At 66.3% G+C, this 22,624-nt stretch carries 21 protein-coding genes; all 21 read left to right on the forward strand.

Annotated elements, in window-relative coordinates; genetic code table 11:
* Positions 1-24 precede the first annotated feature (24 nt).
* The 21 genes from ACVJGD_RS16915 to ACVJGD_RS17015 all read left to right on the forward strand — a co-directional run bounded on the left by ACVJGD_RS16915 (position 25) and on the right by ACVJGD_RS17015 (position 22,608).
* Positions 25-780 carry a GntR family transcriptional regulator gene (locus tag ACVJGD_RS16915; RefSeq protein ID WP_456635406.1) on the forward strand — a complete coding sequence of 252 codons (756 nt, stop codon included), beginning with the start codon at positions 25-27 and terminating at the stop codon, positions 778-780.
* A 1-nt stretch (position 781) separates the two neighbouring features.
* Complete coding sequence (locus tag ACVJGD_RS16920; RefSeq protein WP_456635407.1) at positions 782-1,096, forward strand: hypothetical protein; 315 nt, start codon at positions 782-784, stop codon at positions 1,094-1,096.
* Positions 1,089-2,096 carry a CobW family GTP-binding protein gene (locus tag ACVJGD_RS16925; RefSeq protein WP_456635408.1) on the forward strand — a complete coding sequence of 336 codons (1,008 nt, stop codon included), beginning with the start codon at positions 1,089-1,091 and terminating at the stop codon, positions 2,094-2,096. Before ACVJGD_RS16920 ends, ACVJGD_RS16925 begins: the two co-directional genes overlap by 8 nt.
* Positions 2,097-2,288: 192 nt before the next feature.
* Positions 2,289-3,539: an ABC transporter substrate-binding protein gene (locus ACVJGD_RS16930; protein ID WP_456635409.1), complete on the forward strand. Its 1,251-nt coding sequence runs from the start codon at positions 2,289-2,291 to the stop codon at positions 3,537-3,539.
* 125 nt (positions 3,540-3,664) lie between these two features.
* On the forward strand, positions 3,665-4,492 hold the full coding sequence (locus ACVJGD_RS16935) for a helix-turn-helix domain-containing protein (RefSeq protein WP_456635410.1): 828 nt from the start codon (positions 3,665-3,667) through the stop codon (positions 4,490-4,492).
* 282 nt (positions 4,493-4,774) lie between these two features.
* Positions 4,775-5,785: a branched-chain amino acid ABC transporter permease gene (locus tag ACVJGD_RS16940; RefSeq protein WP_456635411.1), complete on the forward strand. Its 1,011-nt coding sequence runs from the start codon at positions 4,775-4,777 to the stop codon at positions 5,783-5,785.
* A gap of 1 nt (position 5,786) precedes the next feature.
* Positions 5,787-6,857 (forward strand): branched-chain amino acid ABC transporter permease, encoded by a 1,071-nt coding sequence (locus ACVJGD_RS16945; RefSeq protein WP_456635412.1) that lies wholly within the window; start codon positions 5,787-5,789, stop codon positions 6,855-6,857.
* Positions 6,850-7,632 carry an ABC transporter ATP-binding protein gene (locus tag ACVJGD_RS16950; RefSeq protein ID WP_208826079.1) on the forward strand — a complete coding sequence of 261 codons (783 nt, stop codon included), beginning with the start codon at positions 6,850-6,852 and terminating at the stop codon, positions 7,630-7,632. Before ACVJGD_RS16945 ends, ACVJGD_RS16950 begins: the two co-directional genes overlap by 8 nt.
* Positions 7,625-9,841: a Tm-1-like ATP-binding domain-containing protein gene (locus tag ACVJGD_RS16955; RefSeq protein WP_456635413.1), complete on the forward strand. Its 2,217-nt coding sequence runs from the start codon at positions 7,625-7,627 to the stop codon at positions 9,839-9,841. Before ACVJGD_RS16950 ends, ACVJGD_RS16955 begins: the two co-directional genes overlap by 8 nt.
* 3 nt (positions 9,842-9,844) lie before the next feature.
* Entirely contained in the window at positions 9,845-10,678 is an 834-nt protein-coding gene (locus tag ACVJGD_RS16960) for a phosphoenolpyruvate hydrolase family protein (RefSeq protein ID WP_456635414.1), read from the forward strand.
* Positions 10,679-10,701: 23 nt separating this feature from the next.
* Entirely contained in the window at positions 10,702-13,584 is a 2,883-nt protein-coding gene (locus ACVJGD_RS16965) for a flotillin domain-containing protein (protein WP_456635415.1), read from the forward strand.
* Positions 13,585-13,593: 9 nt separating this feature from the next.
* A complete protein-coding gene (locus ACVJGD_RS16970) occupies positions 13,594-14,031 on the forward strand; it encodes an SRPBCC family protein (protein ID WP_225116590.1) in 438 nt (145 codons plus the stop codon).
* 191 nt (positions 14,032-14,222) lie between these two features.
* A complete protein-coding gene (locus ACVJGD_RS16975; protein ID WP_456635416.1) occupies positions 14,223-14,666 on the forward strand; it encodes an SRPBCC family protein in 444 nt (147 codons plus the stop codon).
* 16 nt (positions 14,667-14,682) lie between these two features.
* A complete protein-coding gene (locus tag ACVJGD_RS16980) occupies positions 14,683-15,501 on the forward strand; it encodes an FAD binding domain-containing protein (RefSeq protein WP_456635417.1) in 819 nt (272 codons plus the stop codon).
* A gap of 19 nt (positions 15,502-15,520) precedes the next feature.
* On the forward strand, positions 15,521-15,997 hold the full coding sequence (locus ACVJGD_RS16985; protein ID WP_456635418.1) for a (2Fe-2S)-binding protein: 477 nt from the start codon (positions 15,521-15,523) through the stop codon (positions 15,995-15,997).
* Between the two features lie 12 nt (positions 15,998-16,009).
* Positions 16,010-17,584: a xanthine dehydrogenase family protein molybdopterin-binding subunit gene (locus ACVJGD_RS16990; protein WP_456635419.1), complete on the forward strand. Its 1,575-nt coding sequence runs from the start codon at positions 16,010-16,012 to the stop codon at positions 17,582-17,584.
* Between the two features lie 2 nt (positions 17,585-17,586).
* On the forward strand, positions 17,587-18,609 hold the full coding sequence (locus ACVJGD_RS16995; protein ID WP_456635420.1) for a xanthine dehydrogenase family protein molybdopterin-binding subunit: 1,023 nt from the start codon (positions 17,587-17,589) through the stop codon (positions 18,607-18,609).
* A gap of 214 nt (positions 18,610-18,823) precedes the next feature.
* The gene (locus ACVJGD_RS17000) at positions 18,824-19,705 is read left to right on the forward strand and encodes an AAA family ATPase (RefSeq protein WP_456635421.1); all 882 of its coding nucleotides are present in this window, start codon (positions 18,824-18,826) and stop codon (positions 19,703-19,705) included.
* Complete coding sequence (locus ACVJGD_RS17005) at positions 19,702-20,820, forward strand: VWA domain-containing protein (RefSeq protein ID WP_456635422.1); 1,119 nt, start codon at positions 19,702-19,704, stop codon at positions 20,818-20,820. Before ACVJGD_RS17000 ends, ACVJGD_RS17005 begins: the two co-directional genes overlap by 4 nt.
* On the forward strand, positions 20,817-21,707 hold the full coding sequence (locus tag ACVJGD_RS17010; RefSeq protein WP_456635423.1) for an amidohydrolase family protein: 891 nt from the start codon (positions 20,817-20,819) through the stop codon (positions 21,705-21,707). The genes ACVJGD_RS17005 and ACVJGD_RS17010 overlap by 4 nt, the downstream gene beginning before the upstream one ends.
* Before the next feature lie 52 nt (positions 21,708-21,759).
* Positions 21,760-22,608 (forward strand): MBL fold metallo-hydrolase, encoded by an 849-nt coding sequence (locus ACVJGD_RS17015; protein WP_456635424.1) that lies wholly within the window; start codon positions 21,760-21,762, stop codon positions 22,606-22,608.
* Positions 22,609-22,624 lie beyond the last annotated feature (16 nt).

A 22,624-nucleotide genomic window follows, 5' to 3' on the forward strand; every position in this document is an offset into this window, starting at 1 on the left:
ATACATAAAGCGACGGAGGCCGCAATGAGCAAAAAGAAGGCACCTCGCTCCAATGTTAAGGCACTGAAGGGGGCCAGCAGCGAGCACGCCTACCGCGCCCTGATGCAGGAGATCGTCTCTTTCACCCTGGTGCCGGGCGAGGATCTGGACGAAGCAACCCTGGTCGCGCGCTTCGGCGTTTCGCGCACGCCGGTGCGCGAAGCGCTTGTGCGGCTTGCCGCCGAGGGCCTGGTGCAGCTCGTCCCCAATCGCGGCGCCCGCGTCGCGCCGATGGGGTGGAACGACATCCGCGAACATCTCGAGGCGTTCGACGTGTCGCAGCGGCTCGTCACGCGATGGGCGGCAATTCGCCGCACCGACGAGCAGGTCGCGAAGATGGATGTCGAGCGCAAGGCGTTCGAGACCGCGTTCCGGCAGGACGACTCGGTGGAAATGCTGGACGCCAACTTCCGCTTCCACGCCGTGATCGGTGCCGCCTGCCGCAACTCCCTGCTGCAGCGCTTCTATATCCAGCAGCTCACCGCCGACCTGCGCATTGCGCGGCTCGCCATGACCAGCGAGTGCTTTCCGACCGAGCGCTCCTATCGCAGCCATGTCAGCGAGATCGTGCGCGAGCATCGCGAATTGGTGGAAGCGATCCGCGAGCGGGACGGCGACCGCGCCGAAGAGCTGGCGCGATCCCATGCCGATCTCGCCCGCAAGCGGGTCTCGGAGAGCCTGACGCAGACCATGACGCCGGCAATGGAAGTCCGGCTCGGCGATCAGGTCGCCGATGTGTGAAGTGTGCGCCATCTTCGGCGCCGGCGAGCATTGGAGCGACTTCGGCCGGTTGCGCGACGAGCGCTTTCCGTTCGACGACATCCAGCACTACCGAAGCGAGCGCAAGCGCCGCATCGAACTCCTGAACATCGTCCTGGCGCCGCTTCAGGTAAGCTGCGAGGACTGGGACGGCGAGGCCCTGATGCTGTTCGACCGGGTCGGCCGCTCCAGGATCGCGCCGACCCTCAACGATGTCTGGCCGGCGGCGGAAGCGCTGTCCGGACGCCGTATCGACCCGCTTGATCCGTCCTTCGCCGGCGGAGGCTCACATGCCTGACCGCCTGCCGCTCTTCATCGTCACCGGCTTTCTCGGCAGCGGCAAGACCACGCTGGTGCAGCGCTTCCTGCGCGAGCCGGAAGGCCAGGGCACGGGCGTCGTGGTCAACGAGTTCGGCGAGGCCGGTCTCGACCATCGGCTGATGGTGCATGCCGCCGAGAACGTCGAGCTGATCGGCAATGGCTGCATGTGCTGCGCACGGCGCGCCGATGTCGGCCGCGCGCTCTACGACCTGGTGCGGATGTCGCGGCAGGACGGACAGACGCGCTTCACGCGCGCGATCATCGAGACCTCCGGACTTGCGGATCCCTCCCCGATCGTCGGCACCATCGCGCGCGATCCATGGCTGCGCCAGCATGTCGAACTCGTCAGCGTGATCGCCGTGGTCGATGCCGTCGCGGGCCTGCGCAACCTGCAGGACTTTGACGAAGCCCGGCGACAGGTCGCGATTGCCGACGCGCTGGTGATAACGAAGACCGATCTGCGGGCAGCACATGACGCCCGCGATATCACCGCGGCGGCGACCGCGATCGCGCCCGATCTCGTCCTGCACGATGCGCAGGATCCCGACTTCAGCCTCGCACGGCTGTTCGATCGGACGGCGGGTGGGATTGCATCCCGCGCCAAAACGCCGTTCGCGGCCAGCGAAGTGCCGCAGCACGATCAGAATGTCGGCTCGTTCACGCTGGCGCTGCCCGAGCGGATCGACTGGCCCGCTTTCACGCTGTGGCTTTCCGCGCTGCTGCACCGGCACGGCGATCGCATCCTTCGCGTGAAAGGCCTGGTCCGCACGTCGGCCCGCGCCAATCCGGTGGTGATCCATGGCGTGCAACACTCCATGCACCCGCCGGTTCACCTCACCGGAGAGGATGCCGGGCAGCCATCATTCCTGGTGTTCATCACCCGTGGGCTGACGCGCGAGCCGATCGCGCAGAGTCTCACGCGCTTCCTCTGCCTCACCGAGACGCGCCACCGCGCCCGCGAGTCCGAGCCGGCATAACGCGCCCGGCAATCCCCCGCGCAAACTCGCTGCGGCGCAGCATGCAAAATGAGACTGCCCGTCAAGCCGCGCGGCGCGGAGACGTCCGCGCTGCATCCGCCATCGGTTAGCCTTCTCCCAACAACCAGACGTCGCGAAAGCCGCAACGACGCGGCCGCATGCAAGACGCTGCAAAACGGGAGGAGGAGAACAATGTTGAAAGGCAGTGTGGGACTGATCGCGTTAGGCAGCCTGTTGCTTTCGGGCGCCGCAGTCGCGCAGGAGAAGATCAAGGTCGGCGTCACCGCGACCCTCGAAGGCACCTATACCGTGCTCGGAGAGGATGGCATCCGCGGTTTTCAGACCGCGCTCAATACGCTCGGCAAGAAGGTCGGCGACAAGGAGCTCGAATTCGTCATCGCTTCGACGGATGCGACGCCCGATTCCGCAGTGCGCGCGGTGCGCAAGCTGATCGAGCAGGACAAGGTGCAGATCCTGCTCTCGCCACTCTCCGGTGATGAAGGCATCGCCGTGAAGAACTTTGCGAAGTCACGTCCCGAGCTGACCTTCATCAACGCCGCGTCCGGTGCGCAGGAGACGACCTATGTCGACCCTGCTCCGAACTTCTTCCGCTACAACATGGACGGCGCGCAGTGGCAGGTCGGTCTCGGCAAGTATGCCTATGACACCAAGGGCTATCGCAAGATCGCGACCGTCGGCGAAGACTATTCCTTCATCTACACCCAGGTGTTCGGCCTCGTGCTTGAATTCTGCGGCGCCGGCGGACAGGTCACGAACCGGCAATGGGTGCCGCTCGGCACCAAGGACTTCGCCTCCGTGATCGCCGCCCTGCCCGACGATGTCGATGCGATCTATCTCGGCCTCGGCGGCGCTGATGCCGTCAACTTCCTCAACCAGTATCAGCAGGCCGGCGGCAAGGCGCATCTGATGGGCGGATCGATCATGATCGACCAGACCATCCTGTCCTCCAAGGGCAGCGCCAAGAACGCGCTGATCGGCACCATCGCCGCGAGCGGCCAGGCCGACACCTGGGAGGATCCCGGCTGGCAGAAATTCGTGAAGGCCTATCAGGACTCGTTCCCGCCGAACAAGCGCTTCCCGAGCCCCTCGCTGCTCGCCACCAACTATTACGGATCGACCATGGCGCTGATCCTGGCGCTGCGCCAGGTCAATGGCGATCTCAGCAACAACCAGGCGAAGTTCAAGGAAGCCCTGGCCAAGATCGAGCTCGACGCGCCCAACGGCAAGATCAAGCTCGATTCCAACCGCCAGGCGATCGGCACCAATTTCGTGACCGAGGTGGTGGATGACGGCAAGGGCGCCCTGTTCAGCAAGGTCGTGAAGGTGATCCCGAACGTGAACCAGACGCTCGGCTACGATCCGGCGGTGTTCGCCAAGATCGGCCTGCCCAGCCGCACGATCCCGGAATGCAAGAAGTACTGACCTAATTTTTGCAGGTGCGAACCGACCGTTGGCTGACGGGCGCGCGGCGTTCTCACGCTTGCGTTCTTTTCCCGGATGTTGAACGCTAGTTAGAAAAGACAAGAACATCCCGCGGGAGGGAGGGCATGAGCAAAGCGCTTGCCGTCTTCCACGGCCGGTTCGGTCGCGCGACGGTCTATCAGTTGAACCGTCCCTTCAACGTGCATGCGCACCGCGAAGGACATCTGATCTTCCATGTCGGCGGCACGCCGGCGCAGATCGACGTCTGCGACCAGCGGCGGCTCCTGACCGAGGATTCCGTCGTCGCGGTCAACCCGTGGGAGCCACACAACTTCCTGCCGACGGACATGGACAGGGGCGCGATCTTCTTCGTGCTCTATGTCAATGCCGAGTGGTTCGCACCCAACACGCCGTGCGCGCAGAGCCTCCGCTTCGGCCGCACCCAGTTCAAGCGCACCGACATACTCGACCGGCTCATCCGCCACACCGCAGCGCTTGTGTGCGGCGCACCCTCGCTCAAGAGCCTTGATGGCGAATTGCGGCGCCTGATCGATCTCAGCTACGAGGAAAGCTGGCGGCAATCCGAAGTTCGCCAGGAAATCCGCACGACTGCGGCGATCACGGATTTTCGCATCCGCAAATCCGTGAAGCTGTTGTCGGAAAGCCCCGGCGCTGAGATCGAGCTGGATTCGATCGCCCGCGCCTCCGGCCTGTCGCGGCCTCACTTCTACCGCCTGTTCCGCACCCAGACCGGCGTCACGCCGCACCTCTATCGCAACACGCTGATCATGGAGCAGGCACTGGACGCACTGGTCGCCACTGAGGCACCGATCGCCGATATCGGCTTCGATCTCGGCTTCTCCTCGCAAAGCGGCTTCACCCGCTTCTTCGCCGCCAATGTCGGCATGGCCCCGACCGACTACCGCCGCGCCGCCAAGGTGCTGCGTCCGTAGCCCACCTCTCCCGCTTGCGGGAGAGGTCGGCGCATAGCGCCGGGTGAGGGCTCTCTCGACACGGGGATTCCACTGAGAGAGTCCCAATGCGGAAACACCCTCACCCCAGCCCTCTCCCGCAAGCGGGAGAGGGAGCGCAGCGTCGCTTGCAGATGCAATTCGACCTAACTTCTAGCGCCGATAAAAGATACTCCCAGTCAAATCCGCTACCTCGGCCCGCACTAAGATACGGAAAACGCGATCCGAAAAGACGATCGCGAGGCCTTGAGGGAACGCACGTCGATGGCACGATTCATCGAACGCCATCCGGCATGGGCGCTGATCGCGATCATCGCGGTCGCGCTCCTGCTGTGGCTGGTCTTCGCGGTCTGGCCGCCGGGCCTGGAGCAGGCGATCGGCCGCAAGCGGGTCTTCCTCAACGCCATCTTCAACGGCATCACGCTCGGCGGCCTCTATTTCCTGGTGGCGAGCGGCTTCACGCTGATCTTCGGCTTGATGCGCAACGTCAACCTCGCGCATGGCTCGCTCTATCTGTTCGGCGGCTATGTCGGCTACGCCATCAGCGCCTGGACCGGCTCCTGGATCCTGAGTTTCGTGGTCGCCTTTCTCGCGGTCGCGCTGGTCGGCGTGCTCCTGCAGATCCTGGTGTTCCGCCGCATGGAGGGCCAGGATTTGCGGCAGACCATGGTGACGATCGGGCTTGCGATCGTGTTCGCCGATTTGATGCTGTGGGTGTTCGGCGGCGACTTCTACCAGATCCAGACGCCGAGCTGGCTGGTCGGCCCAGTGCAGCTCCCGTTCATCACCGCGGTCAAATCCTCCGGCGAGCCGGTCTATCTGCAATATCCGATGGTGCGGCTCGCGATCTTCGCCGCCTCCGTCGTGATCGGCATTGCGATGTGGCTGGCGCTGAACCGCACGCGGATCGGCATGATCGTGCGCGCCGGCGTCGATGATCGCGACATATTGGCCGCGACCGGCGTGCAGATCCAAGCCGTGTTCGTGCTGGTGTTCGCGCTCGGCGCCGGTCTTGCCGGCATCGCCGGCGTGGTCGGCGGCACGTTCCAGTCGATCTCGCCGGGCGAGGATACGCGCTTCCTGCTCGCCTCGCTCGTAGTCGTGATCGTCGGCGGCATGGGATCGATCCCGGGCGCGGCGCTCGGCGCCGTCATCATCGGCCTCGCCGAGCAGCTCGGCTCGGTCTACATCCCGACCTACGCCATCGTCGTGACCTTCCTGATCATGGTCTTGGTCCTGGCGCTGCGGCCGCAGGGTCTGCTCGCGAGGCGATGACATGTCGTTGACGCAGCTTCATGCACCAGCGACCGCAGTGGAACGCCCGAGGTTCCGCGCGTGGCCCGAGCTCAACAACCCGGCCGCGTGGCTGGTCGCGCTGATCCTCGTGATCATGCCGCTGATCGCGAGCGGCTTCTTCCTGATCGAAATCTTCGGCACCACGCTGATCCTCGGCGTCATCGCGCTCAGCCTGATGTTCCTCGCCGGCTATGGCGGCATGGTCAGCCTGATGCAGCTCACCATCGCGGGCTTCGCCGGCTACATGGTCGCGGTGTTCGGCGTCAGCGGCAACGCCAATATCAGCCTCGGCTGGCCGTGGTGGCTTGCAACCCCGATGGCGCTGGTGCTGGCGACGATCTTCGGCACGCTCGGCGGCGCGCTCGCGGTCCGCACCGAGGGCATCTACACCATCATGATCACGCTCGCGATCGGCGCGGCGTTCTATTATTTCACCAACCAGAACTGGGCCATCTTCAACGGCCATACCGGCATCAACACCGTCGCCACACCGCATGCCTTCGGCGTCGACTGGCGTTCCGATATTCCGTTCTACTATCTGATCCTCGCCATCGCCGCGCTCTGCTATTTCGCGGTGCAGTACGTCTCTCGCGCCCCGTTCGGCCTGGCGCTTCAGGGCGTGCGCGACAATCCCCGCCGCATGGCGGCGCTCGGCTTCAACGTCAATGCGCACCGCGTCGCAGCTTACGCGTTCGCATCCTTCATCGCCGGGCTCGGCGGCGTATTGCAGGTCTGGAACTACCGACAGATCTCGCCCGGCTCGGTCGGCGTCGAGCGCTGCATCGACATCCTGATCATCGCCGTGGTCGGCGGCATCACCCGGCCGGTCGGCCCCTTTATCGGCGCCCTGATCTTCGTCATCCTGCGCACCTTCGCGCTCGACGTCCTGATCAAGTTCGGGCTCGACGGCAACCGCTTCCGGCTCCTGATCGGGCTTGGCTTCCTCGCGATCGTGTTCTGGTCGTCGGACGGCGTGATCGGCCTTTGGGAGCGCTGGCGTCGCCGCCAAGCACGCGCCTCGAGCAGCACCGCGGGGCGCAATCATGGATAGCGTCGCCCACCGCCTCTCCGCAGTTGGGGCCGGCGCCGCGCTGGAACTGCGCGGGGTGACGCGGCTGTTCGGCGCGCTCGCCGCGCTGACCGACGTGACGATGACGGTGCGGCCAGGCGAGCGGCGCGCGGTGCTCGGCTCCAACGGCGCCGGCAAGACCACCCTGTTCAATTGCATCACCGGCGATTTCCCGCCCTCCTCCGGCACCATCCGCTTCTTCGGCGAAGACGTCACGCGCTTTCCGCCCTATGAGCGTATTCGCCGCGGGCTGCGCCGCACCTACCAGATATCGGCGCTGTTCCCCGGTCTCACCGTGCAGGACAACGTCTATCTGGCCTGCCGCGGCGTCTCGCGCGGACGCTTCTCCTTCCTGCGTCCGGGCGCGAACGACGCGCTGATGCACGCAACGGAAACGCTGGTGCAGGCGGTTCACCTCACCGCCGTGAAGGACCAGCGCGTCGCCGAGCTCGCCCACGGCCAGCAGCGCCAGCTCGAGATCGCGCTCGCGCTCGCCGGCGCGCCGCGCTTCATCCTGTTCGACGAACCGGCGGCGGGCCTGTCGCCGGCGGAGCGGCTCGAACTGATCGAGATCCTCACTTCGTTGCCTGCGCATATCGGCTACATCATCATCGAGCACGACATGGACGTCGCGCTGCGCGTCGTCGAGAGCGTCACGATGATGCACAACGGCCGCGTCTTCAAGGAAGGCCTGCCGCGCGAGATCGAATCCGATCCCGAGGTGCAGGAGCTCTATCTCGGGGGCGGCCATGAATAATGCCCGCCACGCCGCGCCCGCTTTGGAGGTCAGGGGCCTCGACGTCTACTACGGCCATTCGCATGCGCTGCAGGGCGTCGACCTCACGCTCGATTCCGGCGTGTTCTCGGTGGTCGGCCGCAACGGCATGGGCAAGACCACGCTCTGCAAGACCATCATGGGCCTGGTGCGGGCCAGTGGCGGTTCGGTGCGCATTCGCGGCGAGGACGTCATGCGCCTGAGCCTGGCCCGGATCGCGCGGCTTGGCGTCGGCTATGTGCCGCAAGGCAGGCGCCTGTGGCGCTCGCTCAGCGTCGAGGAGCATCTGCAACTCGCCGCCGGGATGCGTCGCGGCTCGTGGACGGTCGAGCGGATCTACGACACCTTCCCGCGGCTTGCCGAGCGCAGGGATCATGGTGGCAGCCAGCTCTCCGGCGGCGAGCAGCAGATGCTCGCGATCTCGCGCGCGCTGCTCACCAATCCGCATCTGCTGATCATGGATGAGCCGACCGAAGGTCTGGCGCCGGTGATCGTAGCGCAGGTCGAGGAGATGCTGGTTCGGCTCGGCGAAGACGGCGACATGTCGGTGCTGGTGATCGAGCAGAACATCGGCGTCGCAACCGCGGTTTCCAAGAATGTCGCCATCATGGTCAACGGCCGCATCAACCGCATCATCGATTCCGTTCGCCTTGCCGCCGACCGCGACCTGCAGCAGCGCCTGCTCGGCGTCGGGCTGCACGGCGATGTTGCAGCCGATCTCGAGGCGGGCCCGGCAAAAGCAGAGCCGGATGCCGTGCCGCAGCGCGCGCGCAGCAAAGGCCCGGTCCGCATCTACATCTCCAACCCCACGCTGCCGACGCGCTGGTCGCAGCCGGTGCCGATCGCCCGCATCGAGGCCGCCGCGCGAACGCATTCGGCTGGCGTCACGCGGCTTGAAGAGACTGTGCGGCAGCGGCGCGAACCGGTCACCGCGCAAACCTCCGGCCCGCCCGTCGTGCTGGTCGTCGGCACGCTCGACACCAAAGGACCGGAACTGCGCTTCATTCGCGATATCATCGCGGCAAGCGGGCTGCGTTCCCGCCTGGTCGACGTCTCCACCAGCGGCAAGCAGACGACCTGCGACGTCTCCGCCCAGGAGATCGCGCTGAACCATGGCCGCGGCGGATCGGGCGTGTTCGGCACCGATCGCGGCGCCTCGGTCGGCGCGATGGCCGATGCTTTCGCGAAATGGCTGCGCCGCCAGGGCAACGTCGCCGGCATCATCTCGGCCGGCGGCTCCGGCGGCGCCTCGCTGGTTGCGCCCGCGATGCGCACCCTGCCCGTCGGCGTGCCCAAGATCATCATCTCTTCCGTCGCCTCGGGCGATGTCGGTCCCTATGTTGGACCTGCCGACATCATGATGATGTATTCGGTGACCGACGTTCAAGGCCTCAACTCGATCTCGCGCGCGGTGCTCTCCAACGGCGCCAATGCGCTGGTCGGCATGGTCAAGGCGCGTCTGGACGAACGCGGCGCTCGCCAGCGCGAGACGGGCAGCAGTCTTCCCGCCGTCGGCATCACCATGTTCGGCGTGACCACGCCCGCGGTGCAGAAGATCGCGGCCGAGTTGAAGGACGACTTCGAGTGCCTCGTCTTTCACGCCACCGGCGTCGGCGGCCGTTCGATGGAGAAGCTCGTCGACTCCGGACAGCTCGCCGGTGTCATCGATCTGACGACCACCGAAATCTGCGATCTCCTGATGGGCGGCGTCTTCCCGGCCACCGATGATCGCTTCGGCGCGATCATCCGCAGCCGTGTGCCCTATGTCGGCTCCGTCGGCGCGCTCGATATGGTCAATTTCGGCGCGCCCGACACCATCCCCGAGCGCTACCACCAGCGCAAATTCCACGTCCACAACCCGCAGGTCACGTTGATGCGGACGACAGTGGAAGAGAACGAGCGCATGGGCCGCTGGATCGGCGAGCGGCTGAACCAGATGGATGGTCCCGTGCGCTTCTTCCTGCCCGAGGGCGGCGTCTCCGCGCTCGATGCAGCAGGTCAACCTTTCTGGGACCCGGATGCTGATGCGGCGCTATTCCGCGCGCTGGAGCGGACCGTGCGCCAGACCGGCAACCGCCAGCTCATTCGCGTCAGGCGCAACATCAACGATCCCGAATTTGCGGCTGCAATCGTAGCCGCGTTCCGTCCTCTGCTCGGACGCGCGGGCGGACGGCGGAGAGTGGCGAGGTGACCCATGGGCAGGTTTGAACGCGCGGCGCTCTTGAAGAGGTTTCGCGACATGGCGGCCAGGGGCGAGCCGATCGTCGGCGGCGGCGCCGGCACCGGGCTTTCGGCCAAATGCGAGGAGGCCGGCGGCGTTGACCTGATCGTGATCTACAATTCGGGCCGCTACCGCATGGCCGGACGCGGCTCGCTCGCCGGGCTGATGCCCTATGGTGACGCCAATGCGATCGTGCTCGAGATGGCCGGCGAAGTGCTGCCGGTCGTGACCAACACGCCGGTGCTCGCCGGCGTCAACGGCACCGATCCGTTCCGCGACATGGACCTGTTCCTGGACCAGTTGAAAGCGCTCGGCTTCTCCGGCGTGCAGAACTTTCCGACCGTCGGCCTGATCGACGGGACTTTCCGCGCCAATCTCGAGGAGACCGGCATGTCCTATGCGCTGGAGATCGAGATGATCGCCAAAGCGCACGACAAGGACATGCTGACGACGCCTTACGTCTTCAGCGAGACGGAAGCGGCTGCGATGGCGATCGCCGGCGCCGACATCATCGTCTGCCATCTCGGTCTCACCACTGGCGGCGCGATCGGCGCGCAGACCGCGCTCAAGCTCGAGGACTGCCCGGCCCGCATCGATGCCTGGGCCGAGGCCGCCCTCAGCGTCAACCCGCACATCCTGGTGCTCGCGCATGGCGGTCCAATCGCGGACCCGGCCGACGCCGATTTCATCATGAAGAAGACCCGCAAATGCCACGGCTTCTATGGCGCCTCCTCGATGGAGCGCCTGCCGGTCGAGCGGGCACTGACAGATCAGGTACGCAAGTTCAAGGCGATCGGCGCCCGCTAACCGCCGATGCAAGGGAGGAGAAGATGTCAGGGATTCTGATAGGCGAATTGATCCTCTGGCTCATCGTCGCGATCATCGCGATCGTCGTCGTCGTTTACATCGTCAACTGGCTCTATCACCGTTCGTCGAAGGAAGTGTCGTTCGTCCGCACCGGCTTCCTCGGCGAGCGCGTCGTGATCAATGGCGGCGCCTTTGTGCTGCCCTTCATCCACGACTACACGCCGGTCAACATGAACGTGCTGCCGATGGGCATCGTGCGCTCCAGGCAGGACGCGGTCATCACCCGCGACCGCATGCGCGTCGACATCGAGGCGGATTTTTACGTCCGCGTGCAACCGACCCGCGAGGCCGTCTCGATCGCAGCGGCCACGCTCGGCCGCCGCACCATGGAACCGGAACAGCTTCATACGCTTCTTTCCGGCAAGTTCGTCTCGGCGATCCGTTCGGTCGCCTCGGAAATGACGATGGAGCAGATGCACGAGCAGCGCGGCGACTATGTCGCCCGCGTCAAGGCCGCCGCGGCCGAAGCCCTCGCCCAGAACGGCCTCGAGCTCGAATCCGTCGCGATCACCGACCTCGACCAGACCGACCTCGAATATTTCAATCCGTCGAACCGTTTCGACGCCGAGGGTCTCACTCGCCTGATGGAGGACATCGAGGCCAAGCGCAAGCTGCGCAACGACATCGAGCAGGACTCGATGATCAAGATCCGCTCCCGCAACCTGGAGGCCGAACGGCAGGCGCTCGAGATCGAGCGCGAGAGCGAGACGGCGCGGCTGGAACAGGAGCGCGATATCGAGATGCGCCGCGCGCTGCAGCGCACGGAAGTGGCGCGCGAGCGCGCCCTGCGCGAGACCGAGGCCGAGCAGGCGCAGATCACCGCGCGCGAGGCGATCGAGAAAGCGCGGATCGCCAACGAACAGGCGATCACGGAGGCCCGCATCGCCTCCGAACGCGAGACCCGCCAGAAGGAGATCGAGCGGACCCGCGCGGTCGAAGAACGCGAGCTGCTGGCCCGCGAGGAGATCGAGAAGGCCCGGATCGCCAATCAGCGCTCGGTCGACACCACGCGGATCGCTTCCGAGCGCGAGGTGCGCCAGCGCGAGATCGAGCGCATGCGCACCGTCGAGGAAGCCGAGATCGCCGCGCGCGAAGCGATCGAGAAGGCGCGCATCCAGCAGGATCGCGTCGTCACCGATGCCCGCATCGCCAACGAGGAAGAGACCCGGCGGCGCGAGATCGAGCGCACGCGCATCGTCGAGGAAGCGGAGATCGCTGCGCGCGAGGCGACCGAAAAGGCGCGCATCACCCAGACCATGACGGTCAATGTCGAGCGCATCGCCTCCGACGAACGCACCCGCGCGCTGGAGATCCAGCAGGTCCGCGCTATCCAGGAAGCGGAGATCGAGGCGCAGAAGGCGGTCGAGGCCGCTCGCATCGCCCGCGAGCGGACGCTGGCCGCCGAGCGCATCGGCGCCGAGCACGCAACGCGCAAATTGGAGATCGAGCGCAACCAGGCCATCGAGATCGCCGGCATCTCCGCCCGCGAAGCCACCGAATCCTCCAGGATCGCCCAGGAGGAGCACGTCCGTGCGCTGGAGATCGCACGCAATCGCGCGGTCGAGGAAGCCGACATCGCCTCGCGCGAAGCGATCGAGGCCGCACGGATCGCTCAAGAGAAGACAGTCGCCGCCCAGCGCATCCGCGCCGAGAAGGAGACCCGCGGGCTCGAGATCGAGCGCACCGAGGCGATCGAGGCAGCCGACCTCAAGCGGCGCGATGCGATCGAACGCCGGCGCATCGGAGTGGAACTTGCGCTCGAATCCGAGCGCATCACCTCCTCGAAGACCCGCGAGGTGCTCAATATCGACCAGAAGAGAGCGATCGAGATCGCCGACGAGGAGCGCGTGATCGCACTCGCCGCCAAACGTTCCGAGCGCATTGATGCCGACCGCCAAGTCAAGCAGGCGGAGATCGTGGCGCGCAAGGAGGTCGAAACCACCGATGTCTCGCGCGAGCAGGCGGTGGAGGCGGCGCGGATCGAACGGCGCCGCGCCATCGAGCAGCTCGAGGTCGCCCGCGTCCAGTCGCTGCAGGAGGCCGAGATCGCCTCCCGCGAGGAAGTCGAGCGCGCCCGCATCGCCTCCGACCGCGGCCTCGACGAGGCCCGCATCGGCCGCGAGCGCGATCTGCGCCGGCTTGAGGTTGGCCGCGAGAAGGACGTCGAGACCGCGCTGATGGAGAAGGCGATCGCCCTCTACCAGAAATCCCTGGAGGAATCCGCGGCCAAGGTGGCCGCCGAAGATGCGCGGGTGCGCGCCACGGAAGCCGCCGAGCGCGTCGTCACCGCGCGCGAGAGCGAGATCGCCCGCCGCCGCAAGACGGTGGAGGTACTCCTCGCCGAGAAGCAGGCCGAGGAGACGCGCATCGCGGCCGAAGCCGAGCGGGTGCGCGCCGCGGTGGAAGCCGAAGCGCAGCGGCTGCTCAATGAAGCCGAGAACGTGCTCACCGACCAGGCGCGCTACTCGCTGTTCCGCCGCAAGCTGCTCGACCGCATCGAGGGCATCGTGCGCGAGAGCGTCAAGCCGATGGAGAAGATCGAGGGCATCCGCATCCTGCAGGTCGACGGCCTCAACGGCAGCGGCCATGGCAACGGCTCGTCGCGAAGTGCGACCGACGAGGTGATCGACTCCGCGCTGCGCTACCGGGTGCAGGCGCCGCTGATCGATTCGATCCTGTCGGATATCGGCGTCGAGGGCGGCAGCCTTGCCAAGATGCCCGGCCTGATCCGCGAGGCGCGCGACATGCAGGGCATCAAGGACTCCACGACCCGCAAGAGCGGCGAAGCCAAGCCGCCCGCAAGCCCGCCCACGGGCGAGCCGCGGCCCCCGCGCAAGAAGGAGTGAGCGCACATCATGGCCAGGGTCTATGTCTCCACCGTCGTCAACGCCCGCAACGATCGCGTCTGGGCCCGCGTGCGCGATTTCAACGGGCTGCCGAACTGGCATCCGGCGATTGCGGAGAGCCGCATCGAAGGCGGCGAGCCGGCCGACAAGATCGGCTGCGTCAGGGATTTCCGCCTGCGTAATGGCGACCGCATCCGCGAGAAGCTGTTGGGCCTGTCCGACTACGACATGTTCTGCACCTACTCCATCCTGGAATCGCCGATGGGCGTAGAGAACTATGTCGCGACGCTGCGGCTGACGCCGGTGACCGACGGCGACCAGACCTTCCTCGAATGGACCGCCGAGTTCGACTGCGCGCCCGAGCGCGAGGCCGAGCTCGTTGGCAATATCGGCGGCGGCGTGTTCCAGGGCGGCTTCGACGCTCTGAAACGCGCCTTCGGAGGCTAGCGTGATGCGATTGAGTCCATCCGCTGTCGCGACGATGTTCCACCTCTCCCCATCGGGGAGAGGTCGGCGCGAAGCGCCGGGTGAGGGGGTTCAGGTCCCACGAGAGACCGCCGCCCCTCACCCGGATCGCATCTTGCGATGCGATCCGACCTCTCCCCGATGGGGAGAGGTGACAAAGGTCGGAGGCTAGCGTGCCGCATATCGTCAAGAGCACGATCATCGATGCACCCACCGAGGTGGTGTGGGACGTGCTCCGCGATTTCAACGGCCACGACCGTTGGCATCCGGCGGTCGCGACCAGCGGAATCGAGCGCGCGCACCCCGCCGACAAGATCGGCTGCATCAGGCGATTCAAGCTCAAGGACGGCTCGGAGCTGCGCGAGCAATTGCTGGCACTGTCCGACCTCGAGCAGTCCTTCAGCTATTGCCTGCTCGACACGCCGATCCCGATGTTCAACTATGTCGCGCATGTCCGCCTGCTGCCCGTCACTGACGGCGATCGCACCTTCTGGTATTGGGAATCGCGGTTCACGACGCGACCCGAGGACAGCGCCGGCATCACGCAGATGGTTTCCGAAGAGATCTACCAGGCCGGCTTCGACGCCATCCGCCGGCATCTGAAGGAGGCCGCATGAGCGCGGAGGAACGTCCATGGCGGTGACAGTAAGAACCTTTGCCAGCACCGGCGAGGCAGCAGCGGCGCTGTCATCCGACCGCGGCGCGCGCTATCTCGGCGGCGGCACGCTGGTGATGCGTGCGCTGAACGAGGGCGACATCTCGATCTCCACCATTGTTCGCGCCAGCGACCATGCACTGACGCGGATCGATGCGACGGGTTCTCGCGTCACGATCGGCGCCGGCGTCACCTTTTCCCGCATCCTCGCCGAGCGCGATCTTGCCTTCCTTCACGCCGCCGCCCGCTCGATCGGCGGACCGGCGGTGCGCAACATGGGCACCGTTGGCGGCAATCTCTTTGCATCGAACCCCTACGGCGACTTCACCGTCGCGCTGCTGGCGCTCGACGCCCTGGTTTCCGTGCAGGGCGGCCTCGGCAGCCGCGACGTGCCGATCGAGGAATTTTTGCAAACGCGCGAGCGGCAGAGCGGCACGCTCGTGCTCGCGGTCTCCTTTCAGAAGCCCGCGAGCGCGGACGCGTTCCGGTATCGCAAGATCGCGCGCATCAAGCCCAAGGGCGGCGCGGTGATCACGCTCGCTGCGCATCTGCCCGTCAGCAGCGGCCGCATCCTCAGTGCGCGGATCGCGCTCGGCTCGATGGCGCCGACGCAGATCCGCGCCCGTGCCGCCGAGCGGGCGCTGGAGGGGCGCACGCTTGACACTGCCACGATCAGCGCCGCCGCCGCGGCCGCCATCGAGGGCACCTCACCCGCCGATAACGCGCTCGCCTCCGGCTGGTACCGGCGCGAGATCGTCGGCGTTCATCTCAGACGTTTACTGTCCGGTCAGGAATAGGATCGCCAAAAGGATCACCATGGCCAAGACCGCTTTACAATTCCGCCACAACGGCCGCGACGTTGCGATCTTCGTCGACGGCGGCAGCAACCTTCTGGTCGCGCTGCGCGAATTGATCGGCGACATGACGCCGAAATTCGGCTGCGGCCAGGGCGGCTGCGGCGCCTGCAGCGTGCTCATCGATGGTGAGTTGCATCTCTCCTGCCTGACACTGGCCGAGACGGTCGCCGGCCGTTCCGTAGAAACGCTTGACGGCATCAAGGACGGCCCGAACCTACATCCGCTGCAGCGCGCTTTCACCGACAGCTTTGCCGCCCAGTGCGGCTACTGCACGCCGGGCATGCTGATGGCCGCGAAGGCGCTGCTCGACCGCAACCCGCAGCCGGGTCGCGCCGAGGTGATCGAGGCGATCTCGGGCAATATCTGCCGCTGCACCGGTTACGAGCCCATCATCAATGCCGTGCTCGCCGCCGCGAGCGGCCGTGCCCGCGCTTAAGGGGATCGCGCCATGCTGGAACTGCGCAAGGACATCTTCGCCGACGAACGCGACGACAATCTGAAGGAAATCGGCAAGGGCACGCAGCGGCAGGACATGCTCGGGCATGTCACGGGCACCTCGACCTATTTCGACGACCACAAGCTGCAGGGCATGCTGCATCTGAAGGTGGTTCGCGGCACGCACGCCCATGCGCGGCTGCGCCGCATCGACACCAGCGAGGCCGAGCGCTCGGCGGGCGTGCGCCGGATCATCCGCGGCAGCGACGTGCCGCGCAATCTCAACACGCTGCTCAGCTTGATCAATTTCGGCAAGGACGACGAGCCGTCGCTCGCGGTCGACAAGGTCCGCTACAAGGGTGAGCCGATCGTCGCCATCGTCGCCGACAGCCCGCGCGAGGCCTATGAGGCGATGGCAAAGGTGCGTATTGACTACGAGCCGTTGCCGGCCGTGTTCGATGTCGAGGACGCGCTGAAGCCCGGCGCGCCCGTCGTCAACGAGACCTATCCGAAGAACGCATTCATCTATCACGACGTCTACGACCACCAGAAACTTCGCTTCGGCGATGTCGAGCGCGGCCTCGCCGCGGCCGACCATGTGCTGGAGCAGCGCTACCAGATGTCGCCGATCGAGCATGCGCCGACCGAGACCAACGGCTCGATCGCCGCGCCCGACACCAATGGCCGCTACATCGTCTACACCTCGACCCAGGCTCTGTTCTTCTCGCTCGACACCTGCGCGAAGATTCTCGACGTGCCCTCGAACACCTTCCATTTCATCGGCGGCACCGTCGGCGGTGGTTTCGGCGGCAAGGTCGATACGCTCACCGAACCGCTCTGCATCCTCGGCGCGATGCTCACCGGGCGTCCGGTGCGCTATGTGCTCGGACGCGATGAAGAGATGCAATTCGGTTCGCCGCGCGGCGCCGAGCGCATCTACATCAAGGACGGCGTGATGCGCGACGGGCGGATCGTCGCGCGCAAGATCCGCGCTTTTTTCGACAGCGGCGCCTATACGCGGCTGTCGAGCTACGCCGCCGTCAAATGCGCCGCGCATCTGCCGGGGCCGTACACGATCCCCAACGTCTATGGCGATGTCTATTGCGTCTTCACCAACCGCACGCCGGCGACCGCGATGCGCGGCTTCGGCGTCACCGCGATGGACTTTGCGATCGAGTGCCAGATGGACAAGCTCGCGCATCTCGTCGGCATGGACCCGATGGAGTTCCGCATCCTCAACGCCTATCGCGACGGCGACATGAAGGCGCATCGCCGCGAGGCCAAGAACTGCGCGCTGATCGAATGCGTCCAGGTCGCCGCCGAGAAGGCCAAATGGCCGATCCGCGAGGAGTTCAAGCGCGCTTCCTCGCGCAAAGAGGGCGGCGGCAGCCGCGCCGCGATCCCGCCGACGCCGCGCGATTCCTACGCACCAGTCGCGACGCCGTCGCAGCAGCGGACGACCTATGACCGCGCGCCGGCCGCCTCGCGTGAGCCACCTCCGCCGCCGCCGCCCCCTCCCCCGCGGCCGCAGGCGCCGTCGCATGGCGCGGCCCGCTTCTCCTCCGTCTTCGGCACCAGGAGGCGCTGATCATGACCAGGCATCGCGGACGCGGCATCGCATCGATCAACTACCCGATCGGGATGAATCTCGGCGGCGATCCCAGCCAGGCGCTGGTGCATTCCAATCCCAGTGGCAAGTTCACGGTGGCGCTGTCCTCGATCGATCTCGGCCAGGGCATGAAGTCGGTGACGCGGCAGATCTGCGCGGAGACGCTCGGCGTGCCGGTCGAGGACGTCTATGTCGACACCGCCGATTCCGACACCGGGCCGCATTGCATGGGCTCGTTCGCCTCGCGCGGCACCCATCGCGTCGGCAATGCGGTAATGATGGCCGCACGCGAAGCGCGCGGTGTGATGATGGAGGCCGCCGCCGAAGAGCTGGAGGTGAACGCCGCCGATCTCGAGACCGACGGCCGCGGCAACATTCACGTCAAAGGCGCGCCGCACCGTTCGATTTCGACCAGGGACGTGGCGATCGCCGCGCAGTTCAAGCAGGGCAAGACGATCTCCGGCCGCGGCATCTTCCTGGTGCCGCTTTCCGACGTCGACCCTGAAACCGGCGAGATGTCGCCTGCCACATGCTACGCACATGCCTGCCTGGTCGCCGAGGTCGAGGTCGACGACGAGACCGGCGAAGTCGCGATGGTCCGCATGGACAGCGCCTACGAATTGGGACGCGCGCTCAATCCGCGGCTGGTGGAGCAGCAACTGGTCGGCGGCGCCTGGATGGGCATCAGCCACGCGCTCTACGAGACTCCCGAGCCCTATTATCCCGACCCGAGCCACGGGCCGCGCGACTTCGTCGAATATCTGATGCCGGGGCCCGGCGACATCTGCCCGCATGACATCGCCGTGCTGGAGCGCCCTGCGGCCGACGGGCCGTTCGGCGCCAAGGGCCCGGGCGAGATGTGCGCCAACCCGGTGCTGCCGGCCGTGGCGAACGCGATCTTCAACGCCGTCGGGGTCCGCATCGACGAATTGCCGATCACGCCGGAACGCGTATTGCGCGCCATCAAGGCGCAGGGCGGCGCGCGGCCGCAGGCGCGAGCATGATGAGATCAGGTCGAATGTATCCGCGATGGCTGCTCTGCTCCCTCTCCCGCTTGCGGGGGAGGGCTGGGGTGGGGGTCTCTCCGCGATTCACCCTATCCGATCGTGGGGAGAGAGCCCCCACCCGGCGCTTCGCGCCGACCTCCCCCGCAAGCGGGAGAGGTGAACGCGCGCGCAAGCCGCTTCAATCAAATCGCATTAGGCGCTAGAGGCACATATGCCGGTTCGCAGCAACATCGTCGGCATCAACAGCCCGGAAGCGCTGGAGAAGGCGCTGCGCGCGGCCTATTACCTCGCCGACGACGGCATCGCGACATCAGCCTATCTCTCGCTCGCGCTCGGCAAGCCGTTGCTGCTTGAAGGCGCGCCCGGCGTCGGCAAGACCGAAGCCGCCAAGGCGATCGCCGCCGTGCTCGGCCGCAGGCTGATCCGCCTGCAATGCTATGAGGGCATCGACGCCGCCGCTGCGCTCTACGAGTGGAACTATCCGCGCCAGATGCTGGCGATCCGGCAGGCCGGCGACGAGACCATCGACATCTATGGCGAGACCTTCCTGATCGAGCGGCCGATGCTCGCCGCATTGCGCGCGCCCGACTCGACCGTGCTCTTGATCGACGAGATCGACCGCGCCGACCAGGAGTTCGAGGCCTTCCTGCTCGAATTCCTCTCGGACTTCCAGATCTCGATTCCCGAGCGCGGCACGGTGCGCGCGTCGGAACATCCGGTCGTGGTGTTGACCTCGAACCGCACGCGCGATCTGCATGAGGCGCTGCGCCGCCGCTGCGTCTATCACTGGATCGACTATCCGACCGCCGAGCGCGAAGCGCGCATCGTCATGATGCGTGCCTTCAGCGTCGCCGAAGCGACCGCCCGCGCCGTCGTCGCCGCTGTCGGCAAGCTCAGGCGCGAGCCCCTGAGCAAAGCGCCCGGCATCGCCGAGGCCGTCGACTGGGCGGAGGCCGCAACGCTCCTGCACAAGGGCGGCGCGCGCTGGCCGGATGCATTCAAGCGATCGATCGGCGTCGCGCTGAAGGACGAGGAGGATCTGCATTTCATCTCGCCCCGGCTCGACGCGCTGATAGCGGAGGCTGCCGCGTGAGCGACGAACTGCGACTGCCGCGTGCCGCACAGGTGTTCATCTCCTTTGTCGCGCTGTTGCGCCGCAACGGCTTCGCGGTTGCGCCGGAGCAGACCACCGCCTTCCTCGCCGCGATCGAACTGCTCGGACCGCGCAGCCTGGAGCACATCCGCCTCGCGGGTCTGGCGACGCTGGCACCGCCGCCGGAACGGCGCGCGACTTATGACCGGCTGTTCGATATTCACTTTCGCGGCGCCGAGGCCATCGAACGGGCCGAGGGCGAAGACGAGGAAATCGTCCGCCTGCAGGAGGAAGGCCGCGGCGAGGATGAACCGCCGCTCGCCGACGAGGCCAACGAATCCGGCCTCACCGCCGCCCGCACGGAGGCCTTGGTCGAGCGCCGCTTCGCGCACGGCACGACCAACGACGCATTGCGTCGCCTCTCACGCCAAGCGCCGAAGCGACTGCCGCGCCGCCGCGGCCACCGGCGGATGCGCGCGCGCCGCGGCCCCTTCGCCGATATCCGCCGCACCTTGCGTGACAGCGTGCGCAACGACGGCGAGGTGCTGCGGCTCGGCCATCTGAGGCGTCGGCTGCGGCCGCGGAAAATCCTGCTGCTGATCGACGTCTCCGGCTCGATGAAGGCGCGCACCGAGGAGAACATGAGAATCGCGCATGCGCTGGTGCAGGCCGCGCGCAATGTCGAAGTGTTCACCTTCGGCACCAGGCTGACGCGCGTCACCCGCGCGCTGCGGCTGAAACGCCGTGAGCAGGCGCTGAACGCGGCCGCGCATCTCGTCAGCGACTGGGACGGCGGGACGCGCATTGGCGACGCCTTGCAGGCGTTCCTCGCCGTGCCGCGGTTCGGCGGCTACGCGCGGGGCGCCGCCGTGGTCGTGGTCTCCGATGGATTGGAACGCGGCGACGTCTCCGCTTTGCGCGATGCGGTCGCCAAATTGTCGCGACGCGCCTGGTCCCTGAGCTGGCTGACGCCGCTTGCGAGCGGGCCGGGCTTCCGGCCGCAGACCGAAGCGCTGATCGCGATTGAGCGTTTCGTCAACGATCTCTCCGACGGCGGGTCGAGCGCCGCCGTCGTATCGCACCTGTTGTCGCTCGGCGGAAGGAGAGCGGCATGACCGACATCGTCGACGCCCACCACCACATCTGGCGGCAGGCCGATCTCGCCTGGCTGTCCGGCCCGATGCAGCCGCGCATCTTCGGCCCCTATGAGCCGATCCGCCGCGACTATCCGCTTCCAGAATATCTCGACGACCTCGCCGGCACCGGCGTGATCCGCTCGGTCTATGTGCAGACCAACTGGCCCACTGATCGCTTCGAGGACGAGGCGGCCTGGGTGCAGCAGACGGCGGGCGAGCATGGCTGGCCGCACGCCATCGTCGCCTATGCCGATTTCTCCGCCGGCGACGTGCGCCCGCAACTCGATCGCCTCGCGCGCTATCCGCTGGTGCGCGGCGTACGCATGCAGTTGCACTGGCACGAAAATCCGCTCTACCGTTTCGCCGCGCGCGCCGACCTCTGCGCCGATCCCGTGATCCGCCGCAACGTCGCCCGCCTCGCCGATTACGGCTGGAACTTTGACCTGCAGGTGTTCGCGCCGCAGATGACGGAGGCCGCCGGCCTCGCCGAAGCCTGCCCCGAGGTGACCTTCGTCCTGCAGCACGCCGGCATGCTGGAAGACCTGTCGCCACAAGGCCGCGCCGCCTGGCGCGCCGGCATGGCAAGGCTCGCAAGCTGCCCGAACGTCGTTTCGAAACTGTCGGGACTTGGCACCTTCATTCACCGCAACGATCTCACCCATATCCGCGAGGTGATCGAGGACACCGTCAACATCTTCGGCGCCGAGCGCTGCCTGTTCGGCTCGAACTTCCCCATCGAGAAACTCTGGACCAGCTATCGCGAACTGATTGCCACCTATCGCGCGGCCACCGTGCAGCTTCGAGCAGAGCAGCGCGACGCGATCTTCAGGACCACCGCGATGCGCGTCTATCGTATCGATCGGTGACGGCACAGGAAGAAATCGCCGCACAAAGCAAAGATAAATCGGGAGGGAATGGATGCCGCTGGAAATCAAGATCCTAGACTATGGCGATATCGAACTGGAGTCGAGCTTCCTCGTGCTCGGGCGCGACTGCGGCCGCACTCGCCGCGTGCTGACGCTCGGCTTCCTGATCCTTGGCGGCCCCTATCCTGTCGTGGTCGACACCGGCTATCGCTCCAACCAGATCATGGAGACGCTCGGCATGCGCGGCCTGCAATTCCACGAGAACATGATCGAGAACCAGCTCGCGCGTCACGGCGTACGCATGGGCGACGTGCGCTTCGTCTGCCACACCCATCTGCACATCGACCATGCCGGCAAGGACGATCTGTTTCCGATGAACACGACCGTCGTCCTCAACCGCCGCGAGCTGGAATACTCCGTGTCCGGATTGATGCATCCGCAATATCCGGCGCCCGACATCAAGCATCTCGTCGACCGTTTGCACACCAAGGGCGCGCTGCGCTTCCTCGATCTCGAGATCACCGGCCCGATCGAACTGATGCCCGGCGTCTATTGCGACGCCGCCAATGCCCACACCGAAGGCTCGATGAACATCCACGTCCACACCGCCGACGGCATCGCCACGATCTGCGGCGACGTGATCTATGATTTCAACGACCAGATCGTGACGCCCTTCAACGAGATCCACGACTGGGAGCCGCGCACGACCGGCAATCACGGCACCACCAAGCGCGCGGAGAAGGCCGCGATCAAGAAACTCCTGAGCGGCTCACGCTATCTGCTGCCGGTTCACGACCGGCCCGCCAAGATCGAAGGCGGCGCGGTGGTCGGCCGATTGCACGACCAGGTGCCGGGCCCGATCGTGCAAAGCCTGCCGGAGCGCCACTGGTTCCCGGCGTGACCGCAAGAGGACTTTA

This window comes from Bradyrhizobium sp. USDA 10063 (genome assembly GCF_054063735.1).

Bases quoted from the DNA above. Each gene is read 5' to 3' on its own strand.
- ACVJGD_RS16915 (WP_456635406.1), top strand. From the start codon at position 25: ATGAGCAAAAAGAAGGCACCTCGCTCCAATGTTAAGGCACTGAAGGGG.
- ACVJGD_RS16925 (WP_456635408.1), top strand. From the start codon at position 1,089: ATGCCTGACCGCCTGCCGCTCTTCATCGTCACCGGCTTTCTCGGCAGC.
- ACVJGD_RS16930 (WP_456635409.1), top strand. From the start codon at position 2,289: ATGTTGAAAGGCAGTGTGGGACTGATCGCGTTAGGCAGCCTGTTGCTT.
- ACVJGD_RS16935 (WP_456635410.1), top strand. From the start codon at position 3,665: ATGAGCAAAGCGCTTGCCGTCTTCCACGGCCGGTTCGGTCGCGCGACG.
- ACVJGD_RS16940 (WP_456635411.1), top strand. From the start codon at position 4,775: ATGGCACGATTCATCGAACGCCATCCGGCATGGGCGCTGATCGCGATC.
- ACVJGD_RS16945 (WP_456635412.1), top strand. From the start codon at position 5,787: ATGTCGTTGACGCAGCTTCATGCACCAGCGACCGCAGTGGAACGCCCG.
- ACVJGD_RS16950 (WP_208826079.1), top strand. From the start codon at position 6,850: ATGGATAGCGTCGCCCACCGCCTCTCCGCAGTTGGGGCCGGCGCCGCG.
- ACVJGD_RS16955 (WP_456635413.1), top strand. From the start codon at position 7,625: ATGAATAATGCCCGCCACGCCGCGCCCGCTTTGGAGGTCAGGGGCCTC.
- ACVJGD_RS16960 (WP_456635414.1), top strand. From the start codon at position 9,845: ATGGGCAGGTTTGAACGCGCGGCGCTCTTGAAGAGGTTTCGCGACATG.
- ACVJGD_RS16965 (WP_456635415.1), top strand. From the start codon at position 10,702: ATGTCAGGGATTCTGATAGGCGAATTGATCCTCTGGCTCATCGTCGCG.
- ACVJGD_RS16970 (WP_225116590.1), top strand. From the start codon at position 13,594: ATGGCCAGGGTCTATGTCTCCACCGTCGTCAACGCCCGCAACGATCGC.
- ACVJGD_RS16980 (WP_456635417.1), top strand. From the start codon at position 14,683: ATGGCGGTGACAGTAAGAACCTTTGCCAGCACCGGCGAGGCAGCAGCG.
- ACVJGD_RS16985 (WP_456635418.1), top strand. From the start codon at position 15,521: ATGGCCAAGACCGCTTTACAATTCCGCCACAACGGCCGCGACGTTGCG.
- ACVJGD_RS16990 (WP_456635419.1), top strand. From the start codon at position 16,010: ATGCTGGAACTGCGCAAGGACATCTTCGCCGACGAACGCGACGACAAT.
- ACVJGD_RS16995 (WP_456635420.1), top strand. From the start codon at position 17,587: ATGACCAGGCATCGCGGACGCGGCATCGCATCGATCAACTACCCGATC.
- ACVJGD_RS17000 (WP_456635421.1), top strand. From the start codon at position 18,824: ATGCCGGTTCGCAGCAACATCGTCGGCATCAACAGCCCGGAAGCGCTG.
- ACVJGD_RS17010 (WP_456635423.1), top strand. From the start codon at position 20,817: ATGACCGACATCGTCGACGCCCACCACCACATCTGGCGGCAGGCCGAT.
- ACVJGD_RS17015 (WP_456635424.1), top strand. From the start codon at position 21,760: ATGCCGCTGGAAATCAAGATCCTAGACTATGGCGATATCGAACTGGAG.